Origin of the sequence: Amycolatopsis samaneae (genome assembly GCF_039541975.1) — a bacterium.
Lineage (GTDB): Bacteria > Actinomycetota > Actinomycetes > Mycobacteriales > Pseudonocardiaceae > Amycolatopsis > Amycolatopsis samaneae.
In genome coordinates this window covers 446,642-464,302 of sequence record NZ_BAABHG010000002.1, presented here as the reverse complement: position 1 = coordinate 464,302, position 17,661 = coordinate 446,642, and the positions used below count along the sequence as shown (strand labels likewise).

The 17,661-nt window shown below is 70.7% G+C and carries 18 protein-coding genes; 10 read left to right on the top strand and 8 right to left on the bottom strand.

All coding sequences use genetic code 11. From position 1 onward, the window contains the following. Positions 1–184 precede the first annotated feature (184 nt). Genes ABD987_RS05320 through ABD987_RS05310 form a run of 3 tightly spaced genes read right to left on the bottom strand, consistent with a single transcriptional unit; the run spans position 185 to position 2,150 of the window. Entirely contained in the window at positions 185–1,069 is an 885-nt protein-coding gene (locus ABD987_RS05320) for a carbohydrate kinase family protein (RefSeq protein WP_345387525.1), read from the bottom strand. Then, complete coding sequence (locus tag ABD987_RS05315) at positions 1,047–1,301, bottom strand: DUF397 domain-containing protein (protein WP_345387523.1); 255 nt, start codon at positions 1,299–1,301, stop codon at positions 1,047–1,049. The genes ABD987_RS05320 and ABD987_RS05315 overlap by 23 nt, the downstream gene beginning before the upstream one ends. 9 nt (positions 1,302–1,310) lie before the next feature. Next, entirely contained in the window at positions 1,311–2,150 is an 840-nt protein-coding gene (locus tag ABD987_RS05310; protein WP_345387521.1) for a helix-turn-helix domain-containing protein, read from the bottom strand. 154 nt (positions 2,151–2,304) lie between these two features. Between ABD987_RS05310 and ABD987_RS05305 the strand changes: the two genes are divergently transcribed. Beyond that, positions 2,305–2,550: a hypothetical protein gene (locus ABD987_RS05305; protein ID WP_345387519.1), complete on the top strand. Its 246-nt coding sequence runs from the start codon at positions 2,305–2,307 to the stop codon at positions 2,548–2,550. Here ABD987_RS05305 and ABD987_RS05300 read toward each other — a convergent pair. Together ABD987_RS05300 and ABD987_RS05295 are read right to left on the bottom strand one after the other, a co-directional pair. Further along, positions 2,543–3,448 carry a pseudouridine-5'-phosphate glycosidase gene (locus ABD987_RS05300; protein ID WP_345387517.1) on the bottom strand — a complete coding sequence of 302 codons (906 nt, stop codon included), beginning with the start codon at positions 3,446–3,448 and terminating at the stop codon, positions 2,543–2,545. The genes ABD987_RS05305 and ABD987_RS05300 overlap by 8 nt on opposite strands. Positions 3,449–3,561: 113 nt before the next feature. Beyond that, entirely contained in the window at positions 3,562–4,161 is a 600-nt protein-coding gene (locus ABD987_RS05295) for an HD domain-containing protein (RefSeq protein ID WP_345388263.1), read from the bottom strand. A gap of 52 nt (positions 4,162–4,213) precedes the next feature. Between ABD987_RS05295 and ABD987_RS05290 the strand changes: the two genes are divergently transcribed. Together ABD987_RS05290 and ABD987_RS05285 are read left to right on the top strand one after the other, a co-directional pair. Then, positions 4,214–4,462, top strand: coding sequence for a DUF3039 domain-containing protein (locus ABD987_RS05290; RefSeq protein ID WP_345387515.1), 249 nt, complete (start codon positions 4,214–4,216; stop codon positions 4,460–4,462). A gap of 258 nt (positions 4,463–4,720) precedes the next feature. Continuing rightward, a complete protein-coding gene (locus tag ABD987_RS05285) occupies positions 4,721–5,560 on the top strand; it encodes a hypothetical protein (protein WP_345387513.1) in 840 nt (279 codons plus the stop codon). Positions 5,561–5,639: 79 nt separating this feature from the next. Here ABD987_RS05285 and ABD987_RS05280 read toward each other — a convergent pair whose 3' ends face one another. Further along, positions 5,640–6,785: a YihY/virulence factor BrkB family protein gene (locus tag ABD987_RS05280; protein WP_345387511.1), complete on the bottom strand. Its 1,146-nt coding sequence runs from the start codon at positions 6,783–6,785 to the stop codon at positions 5,640–5,642. Positions 6,786–7,010: 225 nt separating this feature from the next. On the opposite strand from ABD987_RS05280, the gene ABD987_RS05275 reads away from it, so the two are divergent. The 5 genes from ABD987_RS05275 (at position 7,011) to ABD987_RS05255 (ending at position 13,634) form a co-directional block, all read left to right on the top strand. Then, positions 7,011–8,762 carry a DEAD/DEAH box helicase gene (locus ABD987_RS05275; protein ID WP_345387509.1) on the top strand — a complete coding sequence of 584 codons (1,752 nt, stop codon included), beginning with the start codon at positions 7,011–7,013 and terminating at the stop codon, positions 8,760–8,762. Positions 8,763–8,969: 207 nt separating this feature from the next. Then, on the top strand, positions 8,970–10,103 hold the full coding sequence (locus ABD987_RS05270) for a sugar ABC transporter substrate-binding protein (protein WP_345387507.1): 1,134 nt from the start codon (positions 8,970–8,972) through the stop codon (positions 10,101–10,103). A gap of 91 nt (positions 10,104–10,194) precedes the next feature. Further along, positions 10,195–10,968 (top strand): ATP-binding cassette domain-containing protein, encoded by a 774-nt coding sequence (locus tag ABD987_RS05265; protein WP_345387505.1) that lies wholly within the window; start codon positions 10,195–10,197, stop codon positions 10,966–10,968. Positions 10,969–10,988: 20 nt separating this feature from the next. After that, positions 10,989–12,440, top strand: coding sequence for a sugar ABC transporter permease (locus tag ABD987_RS05260; protein WP_345387503.1), 1,452 nt, complete (start codon positions 10,989–10,991; stop codon positions 12,438–12,440). Between the two features lie 24 nt (positions 12,441–12,464). Then, entirely contained in the window at positions 12,465–13,634 is a 1,170-nt protein-coding gene (locus ABD987_RS05255; protein ID WP_345387501.1) for an ROK family protein, read from the top strand. A gap of 261 nt (positions 13,635–13,895) precedes the next feature. Here ABD987_RS05255 and ABD987_RS05250 read toward each other — a convergent pair whose 3' ends face one another. Further along, positions 13,896–14,075: a DUF7455 domain-containing protein gene (locus ABD987_RS05250; protein WP_345387499.1), complete on the bottom strand. Its 180-nt coding sequence runs from the start codon at positions 14,073–14,075 to the stop codon at positions 13,896–13,898. Positions 14,076–14,414: 339 nt separating this feature from the next. Between ABD987_RS05250 and ABD987_RS05245 the strand changes: the two genes are divergently transcribed. Further along, positions 14,415–15,209 carry an EamA family transporter gene (locus ABD987_RS05245; protein ID WP_345388261.1) on the top strand — a complete coding sequence of 265 codons (795 nt, stop codon included), beginning with the start codon at positions 14,415–14,417 and terminating at the stop codon, positions 15,207–15,209. A 148-nt stretch (positions 15,210–15,357) separates the two neighbouring features. Further along, positions 15,358–16,149, top strand: coding sequence for a DUF6885 family protein (locus ABD987_RS05240; RefSeq protein ID WP_345387497.1), 792 nt, complete (start codon positions 15,358–15,360; stop codon positions 16,147–16,149). 61 nt (positions 16,150–16,210) lie between these two features. Here ABD987_RS05240 and ABD987_RS05235 read toward each other — a convergent pair whose 3' ends face one another. Continuing rightward, positions 16,211–17,653: an amino acid permease gene (locus tag ABD987_RS05235; protein WP_345387495.1), complete on the bottom strand. Its 1,443-nt coding sequence runs from the start codon at positions 17,651–17,653 to the stop codon at positions 16,211–16,213. Between the last annotated feature and the right edge of the window lie 8 nt (positions 17,654–17,661).

The window sequence follows — 17,661 nt, the reverse complement described above, 5'->3', positions numbered from 1 at the left end:
ACAGCGGAGCCTGGACCCGCAGAACCGCAGGTCCAGGCCGCTTTTTCAACCCTGAGTCGTACATGGTTTAACAACGTAAGTTGCAAGGCAGCGAAGGCGTCCTTCAGCACACCCCGGGCGCCGGAACTCACCACTCCCAGTGAGAAAACCTCATTGAGGGACTCGGAGTCCTTCAATGTGGCATTCACGGACCGGGAACCCGGGCCCCGGACTGGGTGACCGCGCGGGCGCCCAGCCGCGTCCCGGCCCGCAGGACGTCCACTGTGGACGCTCCGGCGAGCCACGCGGCGAGGACACCGGCGTCGAAGGCGTCCCCGGCGCCGGTGGAGTTCACGCAGTCCGCGTGCTCGGCGGGCACCGTGGTGATCCCGTCCCGGTCGACCCAGCTCGCCCCTTCCCGGCCCGCGGTGACCGCGACGGCGCCGACGGTGTCCAGGAGTGCTTTCGCGCTCTCGGGATCGGGTGAGCCGGTGAGCGCGACGAGTTCGCCGGTGTTGGGCAGCAACAGATCGACGCCGCTGATGTCGTCAAGGAAGCTGCCGGTGATCAGCGCGGCGGCCTGCGGATCGACGGACGTGGTGAGCCCGGCCCGTTTCGCCGCCGCCAGCGCGGCGAGTCCCGCTGGGCGGGACGACTCTTCCAGGAGGACATATCCGGACAGGTGCAGATGCGCGGCACCGTCGGGAATCTTGATGTCCTCGGGGCGCAGACGCGCGTTCGCGCCGCGATCGGCGAGCATGCTGCGCTCGCCGTGCTCGTCGACCAGCACCACGACACAGCAGGTCGGCGCCTCGGGATCGACGGTGAACGCGCACCGAACCCCGGCTTCGGACAGCTCCCCGCGCACCAGTTCGCCGCCGGTGTCGTCGCCGACGCGCGTGACCAGCGTGGTGTCGACGTCGAGGGAACTCAGCCACAGCGCGGTGTTCGCGCCCGCGCCGCCGCCGGTGAACCGCACCCGCGCGCGAAGGTCGCCGCCGGGCACGACCGGCCCGGTGTGCCGCGCCGTGACGTCGAGCGCGGCGTCCCCGACGACGACTACGCCGCTACGCCTTCCTGGCGACGGCAAGGAAGGCCGTGAACGCGGCGGGAGTGCAGATCAGCGTGCCCGCGTCCCGGTTCTTGGTGTCCCGGATCGCCGCCCAGCGCCCCGAGTTGGCCACCTCGACGCAGTTCTCACCGCCGCCGCTGCGGGAAGACTTGTGCCACTGCGTGCCTGTCGCGACCTCGACGCAGCTTTGTGCGCCGCCACTGTGCGCTGACTTGCGCCACTGAGCACTGGTGAGATCCGGGGCGATCATCCTGGCCTCCTACTTCAACTCCTTGATGCGTCGGTTGATCCTCTCCAAAGTCCGCTGCTGACTCAAGGTGTTAGCACGTAGGTTCTCGAACGCGAGGTTGTAGACGCGAAAGTGTTCCCGGCCGAGGTAGTCGGAGGCAGTCAGTCCCTCGACATAGACGATGCCGGGACGGCCTTCCAAGAGCGTTACGATCGTAAATGTGGTGCCGTGTGAGGCATGAGCGCCGCCATCAAACGGGATCACCTGCACGCACACATGGGGCAGTTTGGCCAGTTCCTTGATGTGTTCGAGCTGGGCTCGCAGTACCTCGGGGCCGCCGATCTCGCGGTACAACGCTTCTTCGCCCACGATCAACCACAGCCGCGGCGCGTTCGGTCCCTTCATTCGCTCCATGCGCTGCGCCCGGTCCTCGGCCATGCGGTCGACATCGGCGGCTGAGGCGGTGACCGAACGTTCCAGCATGGCGCGGGCGTAGTCGGCGGTCTGGACTATGCCAAGAAAGTGATCGCTGCTGAAGGTCTTCAGCTCGATGGCTGCGCGTTCCAGGTTGACGTACTTGACTGAATGTTCCGGCACGCGGGCGGGTGGGAGCTTGCGGCGGGAGTCCGTGGCGAGAAGGCGGAGCGTGCCCGCGCGGTCCTCCGGGATCCGGTAGACCTTCGCGACCTTGGTCAGGTCCTTGTCGCTGACCTTCATGTCGCCCTGCTCGACCTTCGACAGCTTGCCGGTGTACCAGCCGAGTGCCTTGCTCGCCTCGGCGTTGGTCAGCCCGGCGGCCTCGCGGGCGTCGCGCAGGTCGGCGCCGAGCAGGATGCGCTGGACGATCGGGCCGGGATCGGTGTCGCTCATGCCGGGCAGTCTGCCCCCGGCGGCCCGGCGGGTGGGCCGCTCCCGGCGACATTCGCTCGATGGAGTGCACATCACCTCTAGAGAAGCTGCAACTTGCATTTCAAGTGTAGCTTCGTCGGTGGTCCACGTCACAACCATGATGCCAGGAGCCCCGATGAGTAACGAAGCCGCCACCCTGTCCCTGCCCACTCCGCCGCGACGGGAGTGGCTGGTCCGCTGCCAGGACACCGATCTCCTCCTCGCCGTCTGCGGTGTCGAGGCGAACAACGGGACGCTCGGCATCAGCGGCCCCGACGGGGAGTACTTCTCCCTGCAGGCCGGCCAGATCCCCCTGTTCCAGCAGGCGTTGTCCGCCGCGATCACCCAGGTCGCCGACGACGTCCGGCAGGCCGTCAGCTGAGCTCGACCGCGACCTCGGTGGCCAGCCGCGCGTTGGACAGCACGAGCGCCTCGTTCGCGTCGAGGCTCACGCCGCCGCTCGCGGTGTGGAAGTGCTCCAGCAGCACCGGCGTGACGTCCGCGCCGTGGACGTCGTTGTCCCGCAGCAGTTCCAGCCCCTCCGCGAGCAGCCGGTCGTGCAGGCCCTTGTCCATTTCGGACTCTTCGGGGATCGGATTCGCCAGCAGGACACCGGAATCCGCGTAGGCGCGATGCGCGGCGACCACCGCGGCGGCCTGCTTCGCGTCGTCCACGCGGTGCGCGACCGGGTGCCCGGAGGAACGCAGGTAGAACGCGGGGAACTCGCCGGTGCGGTAGCCGAGTACCGGCACCGAGTTCGTTTCCAGCACCTCCAGCGTCGCGGCGATGTCGAGCACCGACTTCACGCCGGAGCACACCACGAGCGTCGGCACCCTGGCCAGTACGCCGAGGTCGGCCGAGACGTCCCAGCTGTCGGACGCCCCGAGGTGGACGCCGCCGAGCCCGCCGGTGGCGAACACCCCGATGCCCGCCGCGGCGGCCAGCGCCGAGGTGCTCGCGACCGTCGTCGCGCCGGACCGGCCGAGCCCGGCGGCCGGTCCGAGGTCGCGCAGGGAAAGCTTGTCCAGTCCGGAATCCGCCGCGCACACGCGTTCCAGCTCGGCGCCGGACAGCCCGATCACCGGCCGCCCGTCGAGCACCGCGATGGTGGCCGGGACGGCGCCGCCGTCGCGAACGGTCCGTTCGAGCCGCCGCGCGAGGTCGAGGTTGCGGCCCGGCGGCAGGCCGTGGGACAGCAGCGTGCTTTCCAGCGCCACGACGGGGCGGCCTTCGCGCAGCGCGGTGGAGACCTCGTCACTGGGGAACAGTCGGGGAGTCACCGGTGGATCATCGACGATCGGGCTCGCCCGGCGCCAGCGGTTCGGCGGAGATGATGTGGCCGCTTCTCGGCGTTCCCGAGCCGTCTCGCTCCGACGGTGCGGGTTCGTGGCGGTCAGCGCCAGCGCTCCAGCTCGGCCGTGAGATTCCGCCGCGCGGGGGCCTCCCAGCGTTCCCGCGCGATCTCGCCCCGGTACAGTCGGGGCTTCGCGAGCATCCGCTCCAGGACGGCGGCGCGGCCGGGCCGCCAGACCTCGTCGGGATACTTCGCGTACTCCTCGCGGACACCGCGTGCGTACTCGTCGTATACAGCCGGTGGGGCGCCGAGGGTCGCGAGGTCGGCGTCGAGCAGTGCGGTGGCGAGCAGGTCTTCGTCCGGCGCGTCGTGCCCGATCGTGGTCAGGATCAGCTCCTCGACCCGCGCGATGTCCGCCTCGGCGAGCCCGGCGCGGGTCAGCCACTCGCGTGCCCAGGCCGCGCTGGCGCGCTCGTCGTCACCGGGAGTGGCGTCGTAGACGACGTCGTGCGCCCAGGCCGCCAGGGTGACCCGGGGGTCGGCGGTGAACTCCGCCGCGTGCCGGGCGACGGCCTCGGCGTGCCGCAGGTCGTGGTAGCGCCGGTGGGGCTCGCCGTACCGCCGCTCCAGGTCGGTCCAGGCGTCCTCGGCGGCACGGCCGTCGCCGCCGAGCAGGGTCAGGGCACGGTCCCAGCGCATCGGGTTCTCCTCGGTCGTCACCTGGGCGGACACGGGCAAGTATCCTGCTGGGGTGAGCACTGAGACGTTGACGAAGCCGGATACCCGGCCCGAGGGCACCGATTCGACGGACGACGACGCCCCGAAGATGTTCCACTACGTGCGCAAGAACAAGATCGCCGAGAGCGCGGTCATGGGCACGCACGTGGTGGCGCTGTGCGGCGAGGTCTTCCCGGTGACGAAGTCGCCCAAGCCCGGTTCGCCGGTGTGCCCGGCGTGCAAGGAGATCTACCAGGGTCTCCGCCCCGGCGGCGGCGAATAACCCACCCGGGCTCCGACCGGCGGCACCCCCCGCCGGTCCTCACCCTGCCCCGCGTACCGTCGTGCAGGTCCGTGAATGCCACATTGAGGGACTCAGAGTCCCTCAATGTGGCATTCACGGACCGTTCGGAGCCGCGATGGCGCGAGGGAGACAGCACGGCGAACAGAGGTGAAAATCCTTCACATGGCGGCTGTCCGGCGCGGTGATCGCTGGTAGAAGTGCTGACTCGCCAGCCTTTCCCGCCTGGACGGAGCCCTCATGCGCAGAACCGCGATCCTGCTCGCCCTCGTCGCACTCCTCGCCACCGCCGCGCCCGCACTCGCCCAGGCCGTCACCGGCTGGAAGGAGATCGGGTCCGACCGGGCACGGCCGCTCGACGAGAGCCAGGGCCTGGCCACCGTCGTGCGGTCGTCGGGGACCACCATCCGTTACACCGGCGTCGGCACGATCCCCGCCGGCCTGGCCTCGCGCGGCTGGAACCACGTCGGCGACCCCGGCTCCGCGAAGGGCTGGTACGTCGAGCCCTACCAGCGGGACGACCGCGGCGCGAAGCTGTTCCGCGTGCAGGCCCCGGACGGTTCGTGGGCGGAGTACCAGCACGCGCTGGAATCCTGGGAGGCGAACAACAACTCCTTCGCCGCGGTGACGCCGGACGCGCGCTGGCTGGTCGCGGGGGAGTGGGGCACGATGGACCGCCTGCTCGTGCACCCGATGCCCGGCGCCGCCTTCCCCGACGCGTCGAAGAACCTGCCCTACGCCTCGGCCGTCCGGCTCGACCACCCGGTGCGGGACGTCCAGGGCTGTGACTTCGTCTCCGCGACGCGGCTGCTCTGCGCGTCGGACGATCCCGAGGGCAGCCTGTTCGGCACCACGAAGCCGCTGCTTCAGGTCGACCTCGCGGGCCCGCTGTCCGGCTCGGACGTCACCGGGCACGTGACGTCGCTCGGCCAGTTGCCGCTGCGCAGCACGTGCGGCGGGAACTTCGAGGTCGAGGGCATCGACTTCGACGAACGGGACGGCACCCTGCGCGTCATCGTCATGTCGCCGAGCGTCTGCATCGCCTTCGACAGCAAGACCTACCGCTTCCAGCGCTCCTGACACCCTCGGGACCCGCAGGTCTCTGAAGGCCACCTTGAGGGACTTGAACGCCCTCAAGGTGGCCTTCAGAGCACGTCGGTCAGTCGGCGCGGGGGACGCGGGCCCGGCTCGGGGGCTGGGCCTGAGCAGCGGCCCCTTCGTCCTCTGTGGACGGTGGAAGTGGCGGCACGGGGGCGTCGCCGTGGTGATCGGGTTCGGGATCGGACGGACGCGGGCGGCGCAACGGCAGTGTGACGCGTTCCGAGCCGGGCTTCGCCTCGTCGGCGCGGATGCTCTCGCTGGCCCGCTCCATCTCCAGCCGCCGCCACTTCCGGCGCTGCCGCCGCGTCGGCTTGGCCGGCCAGAGCTCCTGGATCGCGCTGTTGAAATACGCCCCGCCGACCACCGCGAGCCCGATGAAGAACATCAGCAGCAGGAACGCGATCGGCGCGGCGAGCGCGCCGTAGGTGTAGCCGGTCTTGGTGATCCAGTTCAGGTAGATCCGCAGCCCGATGCTGGAGAGCAGGAACACCACCATCGCGAGCATCGCGCCCGGCAGCCCGCGGTGCCAGGGCAGCCGTCGCGGCAGCGCGAGCTTGTACAGCGTGGTGAGCGCCAGGACGATCATCGCGCCGAGCACCGGGTAGTACAGCGCGCTGACCCAGCTGGTCACCGTGTCCCGCCAGCTCGCCGGGAAGAACTGCGGCAGCAGGTCGGGCCCGATCGCCAGCAGCGGCAGCCCGACCACCAGGATGACCAGTGCGCCCAGGTACAGCAGCAGCGCGAAGATCCGCTGCCAGACGTCGTGCCGCACCCCGTACTGGCCGTGCGCCACGGTGATCGCGTCGACGAAGGACGACATCGCCGACGAACCCGCCCACAGCGAGATCAGGAAGCCGACCGAGACGATCTCGCCCTTCCCGACGGTGAGGATGCTGGTGACCGTCGGCTCGATGATCTCCCGCACCGCGTTGTCGCTGAAGATGGTGTGACAGAAGGTGATGATCTTGTTCTGGACGGCGGACACCACGCCCTGGCCGAACCACTCGCCGATGAAGCCGAGGCTGCCGAGCAGCCCGAGCAGCAGCGGCGGCAGCGAGAGCGTCTGCCAGAACGCGGCCTCGGCGGCCTCGGAGAAGATGTTGCCGTCCCACGCCTTGGCGAACGTACGTGCGATCAGGCGCAGCGGGCCCTTGCGGCGCACCTTGCCGCCCTCGTCGGGCACGGCCTTCACCTCGTCGCTCATGACGTGTCCAGCATGGTCCATTCGCGCGAATTTGGCTCGTCACCACGACGATCCCCGGGCGTGTCGGCCGACACCACCCCTGCCGGTGCCCTGCCCTGTCGGACCCGGAAGGTAAGCTCTGCGGAGTGCCCTCACCGCCATTGCCGGCATCGAAGCCGGTGGCACAGTGGGGGTTTTCGCACGTCACGGCCGTTGAGCGGCCCTATCGGAGGGGGTGAACCGGGCTTGTCCGAGACCGCGGAACGCACGAGCGGGTTCGGCGCACCGGCCGCCGAGCAGGACTCGACGGCGCGGCCGCTGCGGGCCTGGCAGCGTCGCGCGCTCACGAAGTACCTGACGCGGAAACCGCAGGACTTCCTGGCCGTGGCGACCCCTGGCGCGGGCAAGACGGTGTTCGGCCTGCGGATCGCGGCCGAGCTGCTCTCGGATCGCACGATCGAGGCCGTCACGATCGTCACACCCACCGAGCACCTCAAGCACCAGTGGGCCGCCTCGGCCGCCGCGGCCGGGATCGACATCGACTCGAACTTCCGCAACACCACCGGTGTCACGTCCTCGGACTATCGCGGGGTCGCGGTCACCTACGCGCAGGTCGCGGCGCACCCGACGCTGCACCGCGTCCGCACCGAGAACCGCAAGACGCTGGTGATCCTCGACGAGATCCACCACGGCGGCGACGCGAAGTCCTGGGGTGACGCGGTCCGCGAGGCCTTCACCCCCGCCGTGCGGCGCCTGGCACTGACCGGGACGCCGTTCCGCAGCGACGACTCGCAGATCCCGTTCGTCACCTACGAGCCCGACGGCTCCGGCTTCCAGCGCAGCAAGGCCGACCACTCCTACGGCTACGCCGACGCGCTCGCCGACGGCGTGGTCCGGCCGGTGGTCTTCCTCGCCTACTCCGGCGAGGCGTCCTGGCGCACCAGCGCGGGGGAGGAGTTCACCGCGCGGCTGGGCGAACCGCTCACCGCCGAGCAGAACGCCCGCGCCTGGCGCACCGCGCTGGACCCGGCGGGCGAGTGGATCCCGGCGGTGCTGCAGGCCGCCGACACCCGGCTCACCCAGGTGCGCCAGGGCGTGCCGGACGCGGGCGGCCTGGTGATCGCCACCGACCAGGAGACCGCGCGCGCCTACGCCAAGATCCTGCAGCGGATCTCCGGCGAGATGCCGACGCTGGTGCTGTCCGACGACCCGAAGGCGTCCGGGCGGATCAAGGAGTTCTCCGAAAGCTCGGAGCGCTGGATCGTCGCGGTCCGGATGGTGTCCGAAGGCGTCGACGTGCCGAGGCTGGCCGTCGGCGTGTACGCGACCAGCGCGTCCACCCCGCTGTTCTTCGCCCAGGCCATCGGCCGCTACGTGCGGGCGAGGAAGAAGGGCGAGACGGCGAGCATCTTCCTGCCCAGCGTCCCGGTGCTGCTGGAGCTGGCCAGTGAGCTGGAGGCCCAGCGCGACCACGTCCTGGGCAAGCCGCACCGCGAGAAGGACGGCTGGGACGACGAGCTGCTCGCGCAGGCCAACCGCACCGAGGACGAGCCGGGCGAGGAGGAGAAGGCGTTCACCTCGCTGCACGCCTCGGCCGAGCTCGACCAGGTCATCTACGACGGCAACTCGTTCGGCACCGCGGTCTTCTCCGGCTCGGACGAGGAGCAGGAGTACCTCGGCCTGCCCGGGCTGCTGGAGCCGGACCAGGTGCGGGCGCTGCTGCGCAAGCGCCAGGAAGAGCAGCTCTCGGACGAGAAGCGCCGCAAGCCGGCGGAAGCCGAAAAGCCGGCCGCGGCCCCGGTCCGTCAGACGGTGAGTGAGCGCCTCGGCGCGCTGCGCAAGGAACTCAACGCGCTGGTCGGCATGTACCACCACCGCACGAAGAAGCCGCACGGCGCGATCCACAACGAGCTCCGCCGGGTCTGCGGTGGCCCGGTCACCGCGATGGCCACCGTCGAACAGCTCGAAGAACGGATCGTCACGCTCCGTTCGTGGTAGCGATCACATCGTCAGCGGGTTTCCGCTCTTCCGTACCGGGTTGCGGGCACGTTGCCAAACCGTGTCCGTTCTCGGGTACTTAATCGATCCAGCCATCTTCCGTGGTGCCGGTCTCCGACATATGTTGTCGCCCACAACATATGCGCGACGGTGCGCCGGCCATCTCCGGACCGCCGCCCCGCGAGCAGGATCGGAGAACGAACGAGGATGCGCAGCAGAACCCTTACCCTCCTCGCCGCCACCGCGAGCGCCACGCTGGTGCTGACCGCCTGCGGTGCCAACAGTGCCACGCCCGCGGGCCCGGGAAGCTCCGCGGCGTCCGCGCCCTCCTCGGGCGGCGGCGCCGGGGGCAAGATCGGCGTCATCCTGCCCGAGACCGCGACCTCAGCGCGGTGGGAGGCCTTCGACAAGCCGATGCTCACCGCGGCGCTCAAGGCGCAGGGTTTCGACGTCGACGTGCAGAACGCCCAGGGTGACGTGCAGAAGTTCAGCACCCTCGCCGACGGCATGATCTCGCAGAACGTCAAGGTGCTCGTCATCGCCGCGATCAACGGCGAACTCGGTGCCGCGGTCGCGAAGAAGGCCCAGAACGCGGGCATCCCGACGATCGACTACGACCGTCTCAACCTCGGCGGCAGCTCGGACTACTACGTCTCGTTCGACAACGAGAAGGTCGGCGCGCTCCAGGGCCAGGGGCTGGCGGACGCGTTGAAGGACAAGAAGGGCGCGCAGGTCATCCAGATCGAGGGCGCCCCGACCGACAACAACGCCACGCTGTTCGCCAACGGCCAGAAGAGCGTGCTGCAGGCCAAGTACGACAGCGGCGACCTGCGGCTGGTCCAGTCGCAGCCGATCGAGGACTGGAACAACCAGAAGGGCGGCCAGACCTTCGAGCAGATCCTCACCGGCAACAACGGCAAGGTCGACGGCGTCGTCGCGGCGAACGACGGGCTCGCCGGCGCGGTGATCACCGTGCTGAAGAAGGTCGGCCTCAACGGCAAGGTCCCGGTCACCGGCCAGGACGCCACCGCCGACGGCCTCAAGGCCATCCTGCGCGGCGACCAGTACATGACGGTGTTCAAGCCGGTCAAGGAAGAAGCCGAGGCCACCGCCAAGCTCGTCACCGCGCTGGCCAAGGGCGACAAGGCCGCCGCCGACGCGATCGCCACCGCGAAGAGCAAGGACCCCAAGGGCAACCGCGAGGTCAAGTCGGTGCTGCTCCAGCCGAAGCTGACCACAAAGGACGGTGTGAAGGACGTCATCGCCCAGGGCTACGTGAAGGCGTCCGAGGTCTGCGGTGGCGATCTCGCCGCGGCCTGCGCCCAGCTCGGCATCTCCTAGGCCGGTAGTTCCCCCGCAGACAGCCGGGCCGGGACACGTACCCCCGACACGTGTCCCGGCCCGGTACCCCGCCGGAGAGTCAGAGAAAAAGATGAGTGAACCCATTCTCGAACTGCGACAGGTGAACAAGAGTTTCGGGCCGGTGCACGTCCTGCACGACGTCGACTTCGACGTGCGGGCCGGTGAGGTCACCGCGCTGGTCGGCGACAACGGCGCCGGGAAGTCCACATTGGTCAAGTGCATCGCCGGGATCCACGGCACCGACTCGGGAAGTGTCCGCTTCCACGGCGAGCCGGTGCAGATCCACGGCCCCCGCGACGCGGCCGCGCTCGGCATCGAGGTGGTGTACCAGGACCTCGCGCTCGCCGACAACCTCGACATCGTGCAGAACATGTTTCTGGGCAGGGAACGCGGCAGCCGCTGGCTGCTCGACGAGGCGAGCATGGAGAAGGCGGCGCGCGAGACGCTGGCGTCGCTGTCGGTCCGCACGGTGAAGTCGGTGCGCACGCCGGTTTCCGCGCTGTCGGGCGGGCAGCGGCAGACCGTCGCGATCGCCAAGTCCGTGCTGTGGGACTCGAAGGTCGTGCTGCTGGACGAGCCGACCGCCGCGCTCGGCGTCGCGCAGACCCGGCAGGTGCTCGACCTGGTCCGCAGGCTCGCCGAGCAGGGCCTCGGTGTCGTGCTGATCAGCCACAACATGGCCGACGTGTTCGAGGTGGCCGACCGGATCGCGGTGCTCTACCTCGGGCGGCTGGTCGCCGAGGTGCACACCAAGGACGTCACCCACGGCCAGGTCGTGGAACTCATCACCGCCGGGCGGTCCGGCGAACTCGGCCTCGCGCGCCCCGAAGCCGCGGTCCTGTGAGCGGGAAGAAAGAACCGGAAATGACCGAGACATCCTCGAGAACCCCCGCCGAGCCCAAGCTCGCCGACAAGCTCTCCCCGTCCGCCGCGATCACCGACTTCGGCATCGACACGACCTCGATGTCGACCTCGGAGGCGATCAAGGACTACTTCGCCAGGATCAAGGCGGGCCAGCTGGGCTCGCTGCCCGCCCTGCTCGGCCTCGTCGTGCTGGTGATCCTGTTCTCCGCGCTGTCGGACTTCTTCTTCACCCTCAACAACATCGCGAACCTGCTCGCGCAGGGCGCCGGGCAGACCATCATCGCGATGGGCATCGTCTACGTCCTGCTGCTCGGCGAGATCGACCTGTCCGCGGGCACCGCGTCCGGTGTCGCCGGATCCGTGATGGCACTGCACTTCGTGCGCGACGGCAACCTGCTCGGCTCGTTGGGCAGCACGGTGTTCTTCGTCTTCGTCGCGGTGCTCGCGCTGGCCGCGCTGCTCGCGCTGTTCCTGCGGATCTGGGCGGGCGCGGTGCTTTCCGTGGCGGCGCTGGCGATCGCGTTGTCGGGCGTGGCGGCCAACCCGTGGATCGAGATGCTGTTCGCGGTCTGCGTCGGCGCCGCGATCGGCTGTATCACCGGGTTCCTGGTGTCGAAGATCGGCATGCCCTCGTTCGTGGTGACGCTGGCGTTGTTCATCGTGTGGCAGGGCGTGATCCTGCAGTTCATCGGTGAGGGCGGCACGCTGAACATCAGCAACTCGGACGTGCTCAACAAGGTCGCCAACGGGAACCTGTCCATCGGGGGCAGCTGGGCGCTGGCCGTCGTCGGCGCGGGCGGGTTCGCCGCGGTGACCCTCGGCAGGCACTTTTCCCGGCTCCGGCGCGGACTCGTCGTCCAGCCGACGCCGCTCGCGCTGGCGAAGGTCGGCGCGGTGGCGGTGATCGCCGCCGTCGCGACCTACCTGTTCACCCTCAACCGCGCGGCGAACTCGAACATCGTCATCGAGGGCGTGCCGTACGTGGTGCCGATCGTGCTGGTGCTGCTGACGATCGGGACCTACGTGCTGAACCGGACCCGCTACGGCAGGCACATCTACGCCGTCGGCGGGAACCGCGAGGCCGCGCGGCGCGCGGGCATCAACGTGGACAAGATCCGCGCCAGCGTGTTCGTGATCTGCTCCACCGTCGCCGCGATCGGCGCGATCGTCTACTCCTCGAAGGTCGGTTCGGTCGACCCGCAGGCGGGCGGGTTGAACACGCTGCTGTTCGCGGTCGGCGGCGCGGTGATCGGCGGGACCTCGCTGTTCGGCGGCCGGGGCAGGCTCTTCGACGCGGTGATCGGCGGCATGGTGCTCGCCGTCGTGGCCAACGGGCTCGGCCTGCTCAAGCAGCCGGTGGCGGTGCAGAACATCGTCACCGGGCTGGTGCTGCTGCTCGCGGCCACGGTGGACGCGCTGTCCCGCAGGCGCGCGGCGGTGTCGGCGCGGTGAGTCGCCGCGTGGAAAGATGACCCCGTGACCAGCACGCCCGTTGCTCGACCCGACGAGGTGCGCAGGCACAACCGCACGACGCTGCTGCGGCTGCTGCACGTCAGCGGGCCGAGCACCCGGGCGACGCTGGCCGCGGAACTCGGGCTCAACCGGAGCACGATCAAGACCCTGGTCGACGGGCTCGCCGAGGCCGGTGTCGTCGAGGAGCGGGTGCCGCGGCCGGGACGGGGGGCGGGCCGCCCCTCGCTGCTCGTGCTGCCGCAGCCGCACGCCGCGGTGGTGCTCGCGGTGGACCTCCAGGTGGAGCACGTCGCCATCGCGCTGGTCGGGCTCGGCGGGCAGATCCTCGGCCGCAACAGCTGGAACCTGCGCGGCCGGATGCGCGCGGCCGACGAGGTCATCACCCACGTCCTCGAATCCACCGCCATGCTCGCCGGCGACCTCGGTGTGGAGCCGGTCGCGGCGGGTGTGTCGGTCCCCGGCGTCGTCCGGCGCGCGGACGGGTACGTGCACGAGGCGCCCAACCTGCGCTGGACCGACGTCGCGCTGGGGGAGCGGCTCGGCGGCGTGCTGCGGATCCCCATCCTGGTCGGCAACGACGCCGAGCTCGGGGCGGTCGCCGAGCACCTGCGCGGGGCCGCGCGGGGCTCGTCCGACGCGGTCTACATCTCGGCGGACGTCGGCGTCGGCGGCGGCGTCATCGCGGAGGGCTCGTCGCTGCGCGGGGGCGCCGGGTACGTCGGCGAGGTCGGGCACATGGTGGTCCGGCCCGGCGGGCGGGCCTGCTACTGCGGTAGCAGCGGTTGCTGGGAGACCGAGGTCGGCGAGGCCGCGCTGTGCCGCGCGCTGGGACTGCCCGAGGACACCCCGCGCGGGGCGATCGTGGTCGAGCTGCGGGCGCTGGGTCGGGACCCTTCGGCGGCGGCGTCGAGGCTTGCGGAGTTCGTCGAATGGCTCACCCTCGGCCTGGTCAACGTGGTGAACCTGCTCGGCCCGCAGCTGGTGGTGCTGGGCGACCTGCTCACCGTGCTGCCGGAGGAGATCGTGCGCTCGGTGGCCGCGGACGTGCGGCGGCGCAGCCTGGTGAGCCGGGCGGTCGGCGGGACGCGGATCGTGAGCTCGGCGCTCGGTGCCGACGTCAAGCTGCTCGGCGCCGCCGAGGTCGCCTTCGAATCCGCTCTCGACCGCGTGTGATCCTCGCTTCTGCCGCGGCTTCCCTGGCGGTCGAGGGGCCGGGCTCGTACCGTGCCGACACGGGGGAACCGCGGGGGCGCGAAGGGGCCGTTCGCGACGCCGCGCTGCGCTGAAGGCGTCCTTCAGTGCGTTCGGTGCACTGATGGCGTCCTTCAGCGCGCCCAGCGCACTGAAAGCGTCCTTCAGCACATCCCGCCCCGGAAAAGAAGGAGGGCGGCAGGCTCTCGCCTGCCGCCCTCGAACGGATCGTGGGGTCCCGGACTACCGAATGATTTCGGCAGCGAGTTCCTTGAGCTTGGACTCGTGCTCGCGGGCGTGGTGGCCGCAGAAGAGCAGTTCGCCACCGGTGGAGAGGACGGCACGTACCTGTGCCGCGGCTCCGCACCGGTCGCAACGGTCGGCGGCGGTCAATTCGGGGCGGGTGAGCGTCGGCGTTGTCATGGGGGTCTCCCTCCGTCCCGGCATCGGTGGCCCGATGCCCTCGATCCAGCTACGCCCACTTCGGTGGTGACTCCGGTGCGGGATCGCCCCGGCTCCGCTGTGTTCGTGCTTCCACTCTTGCAGACGTTTCGGGGCCCGCAAGTGTTCCCGCGCCGGTGGGAGCTGTGTCACGCCGAATTACCCCGGATGCCGTAGCGCAATCACGCAGCGCAGAAGACGCGGCCCCGTCGAAGGGTGTTTCGCGTGGTCAGGCACCATGCGGGAGTGGGTTCGATGATCTCGGTTCGCCGTCTCGGCGCGGTGCCCGCGCCGATCTTGTTCGTTCTCAGCGGAATTTCCATGTACGCCGGGGCGGCGGTCGCAGTCGGACTTTTCGGACACGCGACGCCCGCCGGGGTGGCCTGGCTGCGCTGTCTCGGCGCGGCGGTCGTGCTGATCGCCTGGCGCCGTCCGCCCGCCGCGGCGTGGCGGGGAAGGCCGTTGCTGCTGGCGGCCACGTTCGGCGTGGTCACGGCGGGGATGAACGTGCTGTTCTACGAGGCGATCGCGCGGTTGCCACTGGGCACGGCGGTCGCGCTGGAGTTCGCCGGGCCGGTGGTGGTCGCGGCGTTCGGCTCGCGCACCGTGCGTGACTTCCTCGCGGTGGCGCTGGTGGCCGCGGGCGTGGTCGCGATCGCCGACGTGCGGCTCGAGGGCGCCGCGCTGGGCGTGCTGTTCGCGCTGGGCGCGGCGGCGGCGTGGGCGGCCTACATCGTGCTCGGCAAGCGGGTCGCGGCGGACGGGACCGGGATCGACGGTCTCGCGATCGGGTTCGCGGTCGCCACGGTGCTGCTCTCCCCGCTGGCGCTCGGCACCGGCGAGGTGTGGTCTTCGCCACGTCTGCTGGTGCTGGGCATCGGTGTCGGCGTGCTGTCGACCGTGGTGCCCTACGCGCTCGACCAGGTCGTGCTGCGGCGGGCTGGGCGTGCCCGCTTCGCGCTGCTGCTGGCGTTGCTGCCGGTCACCGCCGGGTTGACCGGGTTCGTGGTGCTCGGCCAGGTGCCCGGTCCCGTCGAGGCGCTCGGCACGCTGGCCGTGGTCGCGGGCGTCGCGCTGCGTGGCCGGGAGAACACGCCGGAACCGCCGGGTCCGTGATGGCCGTGCCCGCGCCGAGCGGCGATACTGGCCGGGTGACGCAGGCGGCGGCGCTGCCGACGGGCACCGGCCGAAGGGGGAACGTGGGCATTCGACGGGCACGAACGAACGAGGCCGCACGAGCGGTGCGGCCGATGCCCGCCCGCTGATGTCGTCGGGAATCGACGGTGGCCGCACCGACCTGTCCGACGTGCGGTGGCTGCCCGGTGGTGCCCGGCTGGCCGCCGAGGCGCGGGCGGAGCTGCCGCAGAAGGACGGTCTCGACGCGGCGTTCGTCGCGCTCGCCGCGTTGCGCGCCGCCGGGATCGCCGTGCCCGGCCAGGACGAGGTCGCCCGTGCCGCGGGCACGGTCCGCGGTCCCGCGCACGCCCCGCCCGGCAGCGCACCGCGGCTGGACTTCCGGCTGACGATCCCGGAGACCCCCGACCCCGCCGCCGCGGGCACCCCGCCCGACGGGCTGGCGGCGGCGATCGCCGAGCTGTCCGGCGCGCGGCTCACGAGCGTCCCGGTGACCGGCGAGTGGACCACGGACGCGCTGTTCGACCTGCTGGTCTCGCTGTGGGAGCTGCCGCGCGTGGCGGTGCTCGCCCAGCTCGACGCGGCCGAGCTGGGCGCCGACGACACCCCGGAGCGGGCGCTGCTCGACTACCTCGACACCGGTGTCCCTCCACTGTGGACGGCGCGCTGGCGGCCGGTGCCCCGGCACTTCGTCGCGCTGGCCGGGATCCGGATCGGCGCCGAGGGCACCCTGGTGTCCGTTGTGGACACTTATCCTTCGCTGGGGGACAACGGGGTGCACGACCAGCCGCTGGAGTGGGTGACCGCCGCGCTGCGCGCGGGCCCGTCCGGGGTGCTGCTCGTCGTCGACGCGGACCAGGCACTGGTGGCGGGCGCCGCCGTCGACGTCGCCCGCCTCACCCCAAGTTTCTGGGCTCCCTGACCGCTCGTGGTCATGCGCCCAATGCCACATTGGGGCGTTCGAACACCGGCGAATCGGAGCCTCAGACGTCCGGGGTGTTGAGGCGGGAGTGCCTGCGGCCGTAGGCGAAGTAGATGACCAGGCCGACCGCCAGCCAGACCGCGAACCGGATCCAGGTGAGCACGTCGAGGTTGAGCATCAGATAGAAGCAGGCGAGCGCGGCCAGTACCGGCACCACCGGCGAGAACGGCACGGTGAACGGGCGCGGCAGGTCGGGACGCCGCCGTCGCAGCACCGGTACCGCGATCGCGACGATGATCATCGCCGACAGCGCGCCGATGCTGACCATGTCGGCCAGTTCCGAGATCGGCACGAACGCGGCCAGCAGCGCGATGAGCACCGCGCCGGCGATCGTCATCCGGTGCGGCGTGCCCCACTTCGGGTGGGTCGTGCCGAGCTTCTTCGGCAGCAGCCCGTCCCGGCCCATCGCGAACCCGATCCGGCCGATCGTGACGAGCTCGACCATCATCACCGACGTCAGCCCGGTGACCGCGCCGAGCGAGATCAGCGCGCCGACCCAGTGCTGGCCGATGCGGTCGAAAGCGTCCGCTAGCGGCGCGCCGGTGTCGATCTCGGCGAACGGGACCATCCCTGTCAGCACGATCGACACGCCGATGTAGAGCACCGCGCAGACGCCGAGCGCGCCGAGGATCCCGACCCGCAGGTCCTTGCGCGGGTTCACCGTCTCCTCGCCGAGATTGGCCAGCGCCTCGAACCCGGTGTAGGCGAAGAACACCACCGCGGCGGCGGTGAGCATGCCCGCGACGCCGTACATCGTCGGGCTCAGTCCCAGTGCCGCCTGCACGACGGGCTGGTGCAGCGCGCTCGTCCCGGACTCGGCGGGTTCCGACGGCGGGACGAACGGCGTGAGGTTCGCCGCCTTCACGAAGAACACGCCGACCACCAGGATCAGCACGCAGACCGCGACCTTGACCACGACGAGCAGGTTCGTCAGCCAGGCCGACTGCTTGATGCCGACCACCGCGACCACGGTCAGCACGGCGATGATCAGCACCGCGCCGAGGTTCACCGGCGCCGTCTCGCCGAACAGGTCGGGGGACAGGCCCAGCAGGTTCGCCAGGTACCCCGACCAGCCGCGGGACACCACGGCCGCGCCGAGCGCGAACTCGAGCAGCAGGTCCCAGCCGATGATCCAGGCGAACACCTCGCCGAGGGTGGCGAAGGCGTAGGTGTAGGCGCTCCCGGCGGTCGGGACGCTGGAGGCCAGCTCGGCGTAGCACAGCGCCGCGAGTCCGGCGACCACGGCGCCGAGCACGAACGAGAGGGTCACCGACGGGCCCGCGTGGGTCTTGGCCTGGACCCCGGCGAGGGTGAAGATCCCGGTCCCGATGATGATCCCGACGCCGAACCCGATCAGGTCCCGCCCCCGCAGGCGCCGCTTCAGTTCGCCGGATTCCTGCCTGCCCAGGACCTCGTCCACGTCCAAAGTTCGCCGCACACCCATGCGACGAC

Bases quoted from the DNA above. Each gene is read 5' to 3' on its own strand.
- ABD987_RS05315 (WP_345387523.1), bottom strand. From the start codon at position 1,301: ATGATCGCCCCGGATCTCACCAGTGCTCAGTGGCGCAAGTCAGCGCAC.
- ABD987_RS05310 (WP_345387521.1), bottom strand. From the start codon at position 2,150: ATGAGCGACACCGATCCCGGCCCGATCGTCCAGCGCATCCTGCTCGGC.
- ABD987_RS05305 (WP_345387519.1), top strand. From the start codon at position 2,305: ATGAGTAACGAAGCCGCCACCCTGTCCCTGCCCACTCCGCCGCGACGG.
- ABD987_RS05295 (WP_345388263.1), bottom strand. From the start codon at position 4,161: ATGCGCTGGGACCGTGCCCTGACCCTGCTCGGCGGCGACGGCCGTGCC.
- ABD987_RS05285 (WP_345387513.1), top strand. From the start codon at position 4,721: ATGCGCAGAACCGCGATCCTGCTCGCCCTCGTCGCACTCCTCGCCACC.
- ABD987_RS05280 (WP_345387511.1), bottom strand. From the start codon at position 6,785: ATGAGCGACGAGGTGAAGGCCGTGCCCGACGAGGGCGGCAAGGTGCGC.
- ABD987_RS05270 (WP_345387507.1), top strand. From the start codon at position 8,970: ATGCGCAGCAGAACCCTTACCCTCCTCGCCGCCACCGCGAGCGCCACG.
- ABD987_RS05265 (WP_345387505.1), top strand. From the start codon at position 10,195: ATGAGTGAACCCATTCTCGAACTGCGACAGGTGAACAAGAGTTTCGGG.
- ABD987_RS05260 (WP_345387503.1), top strand. From the start codon at position 10,989: ATGACCGAGACATCCTCGAGAACCCCCGCCGAGCCCAAGCTCGCCGAC.
- ABD987_RS05250 (WP_345387499.1), bottom strand. From the start codon at position 14,075: ATGACAACGCCGACGCTCACCCGCCCCGAATTGACCGCCGCCGACCGT.
- ABD987_RS05245 (WP_345388261.1), top strand. From the start codon at position 14,415: ATGTACGCCGGGGCGGCGGTCGCAGTCGGACTTTTCGGACACGCGACG.
- ABD987_RS05240 (WP_345387497.1), top strand. From the start codon at position 15,358: ATGTCGTCGGGAATCGACGGTGGCCGCACCGACCTGTCCGACGTGCGG.
- ABD987_RS05235 (WP_345387495.1), bottom strand. From the start codon at position 17,653: ATGGGTGTGCGGCGAACTTTGGACGTGGACGAGGTCCTGGGCAGGCAG.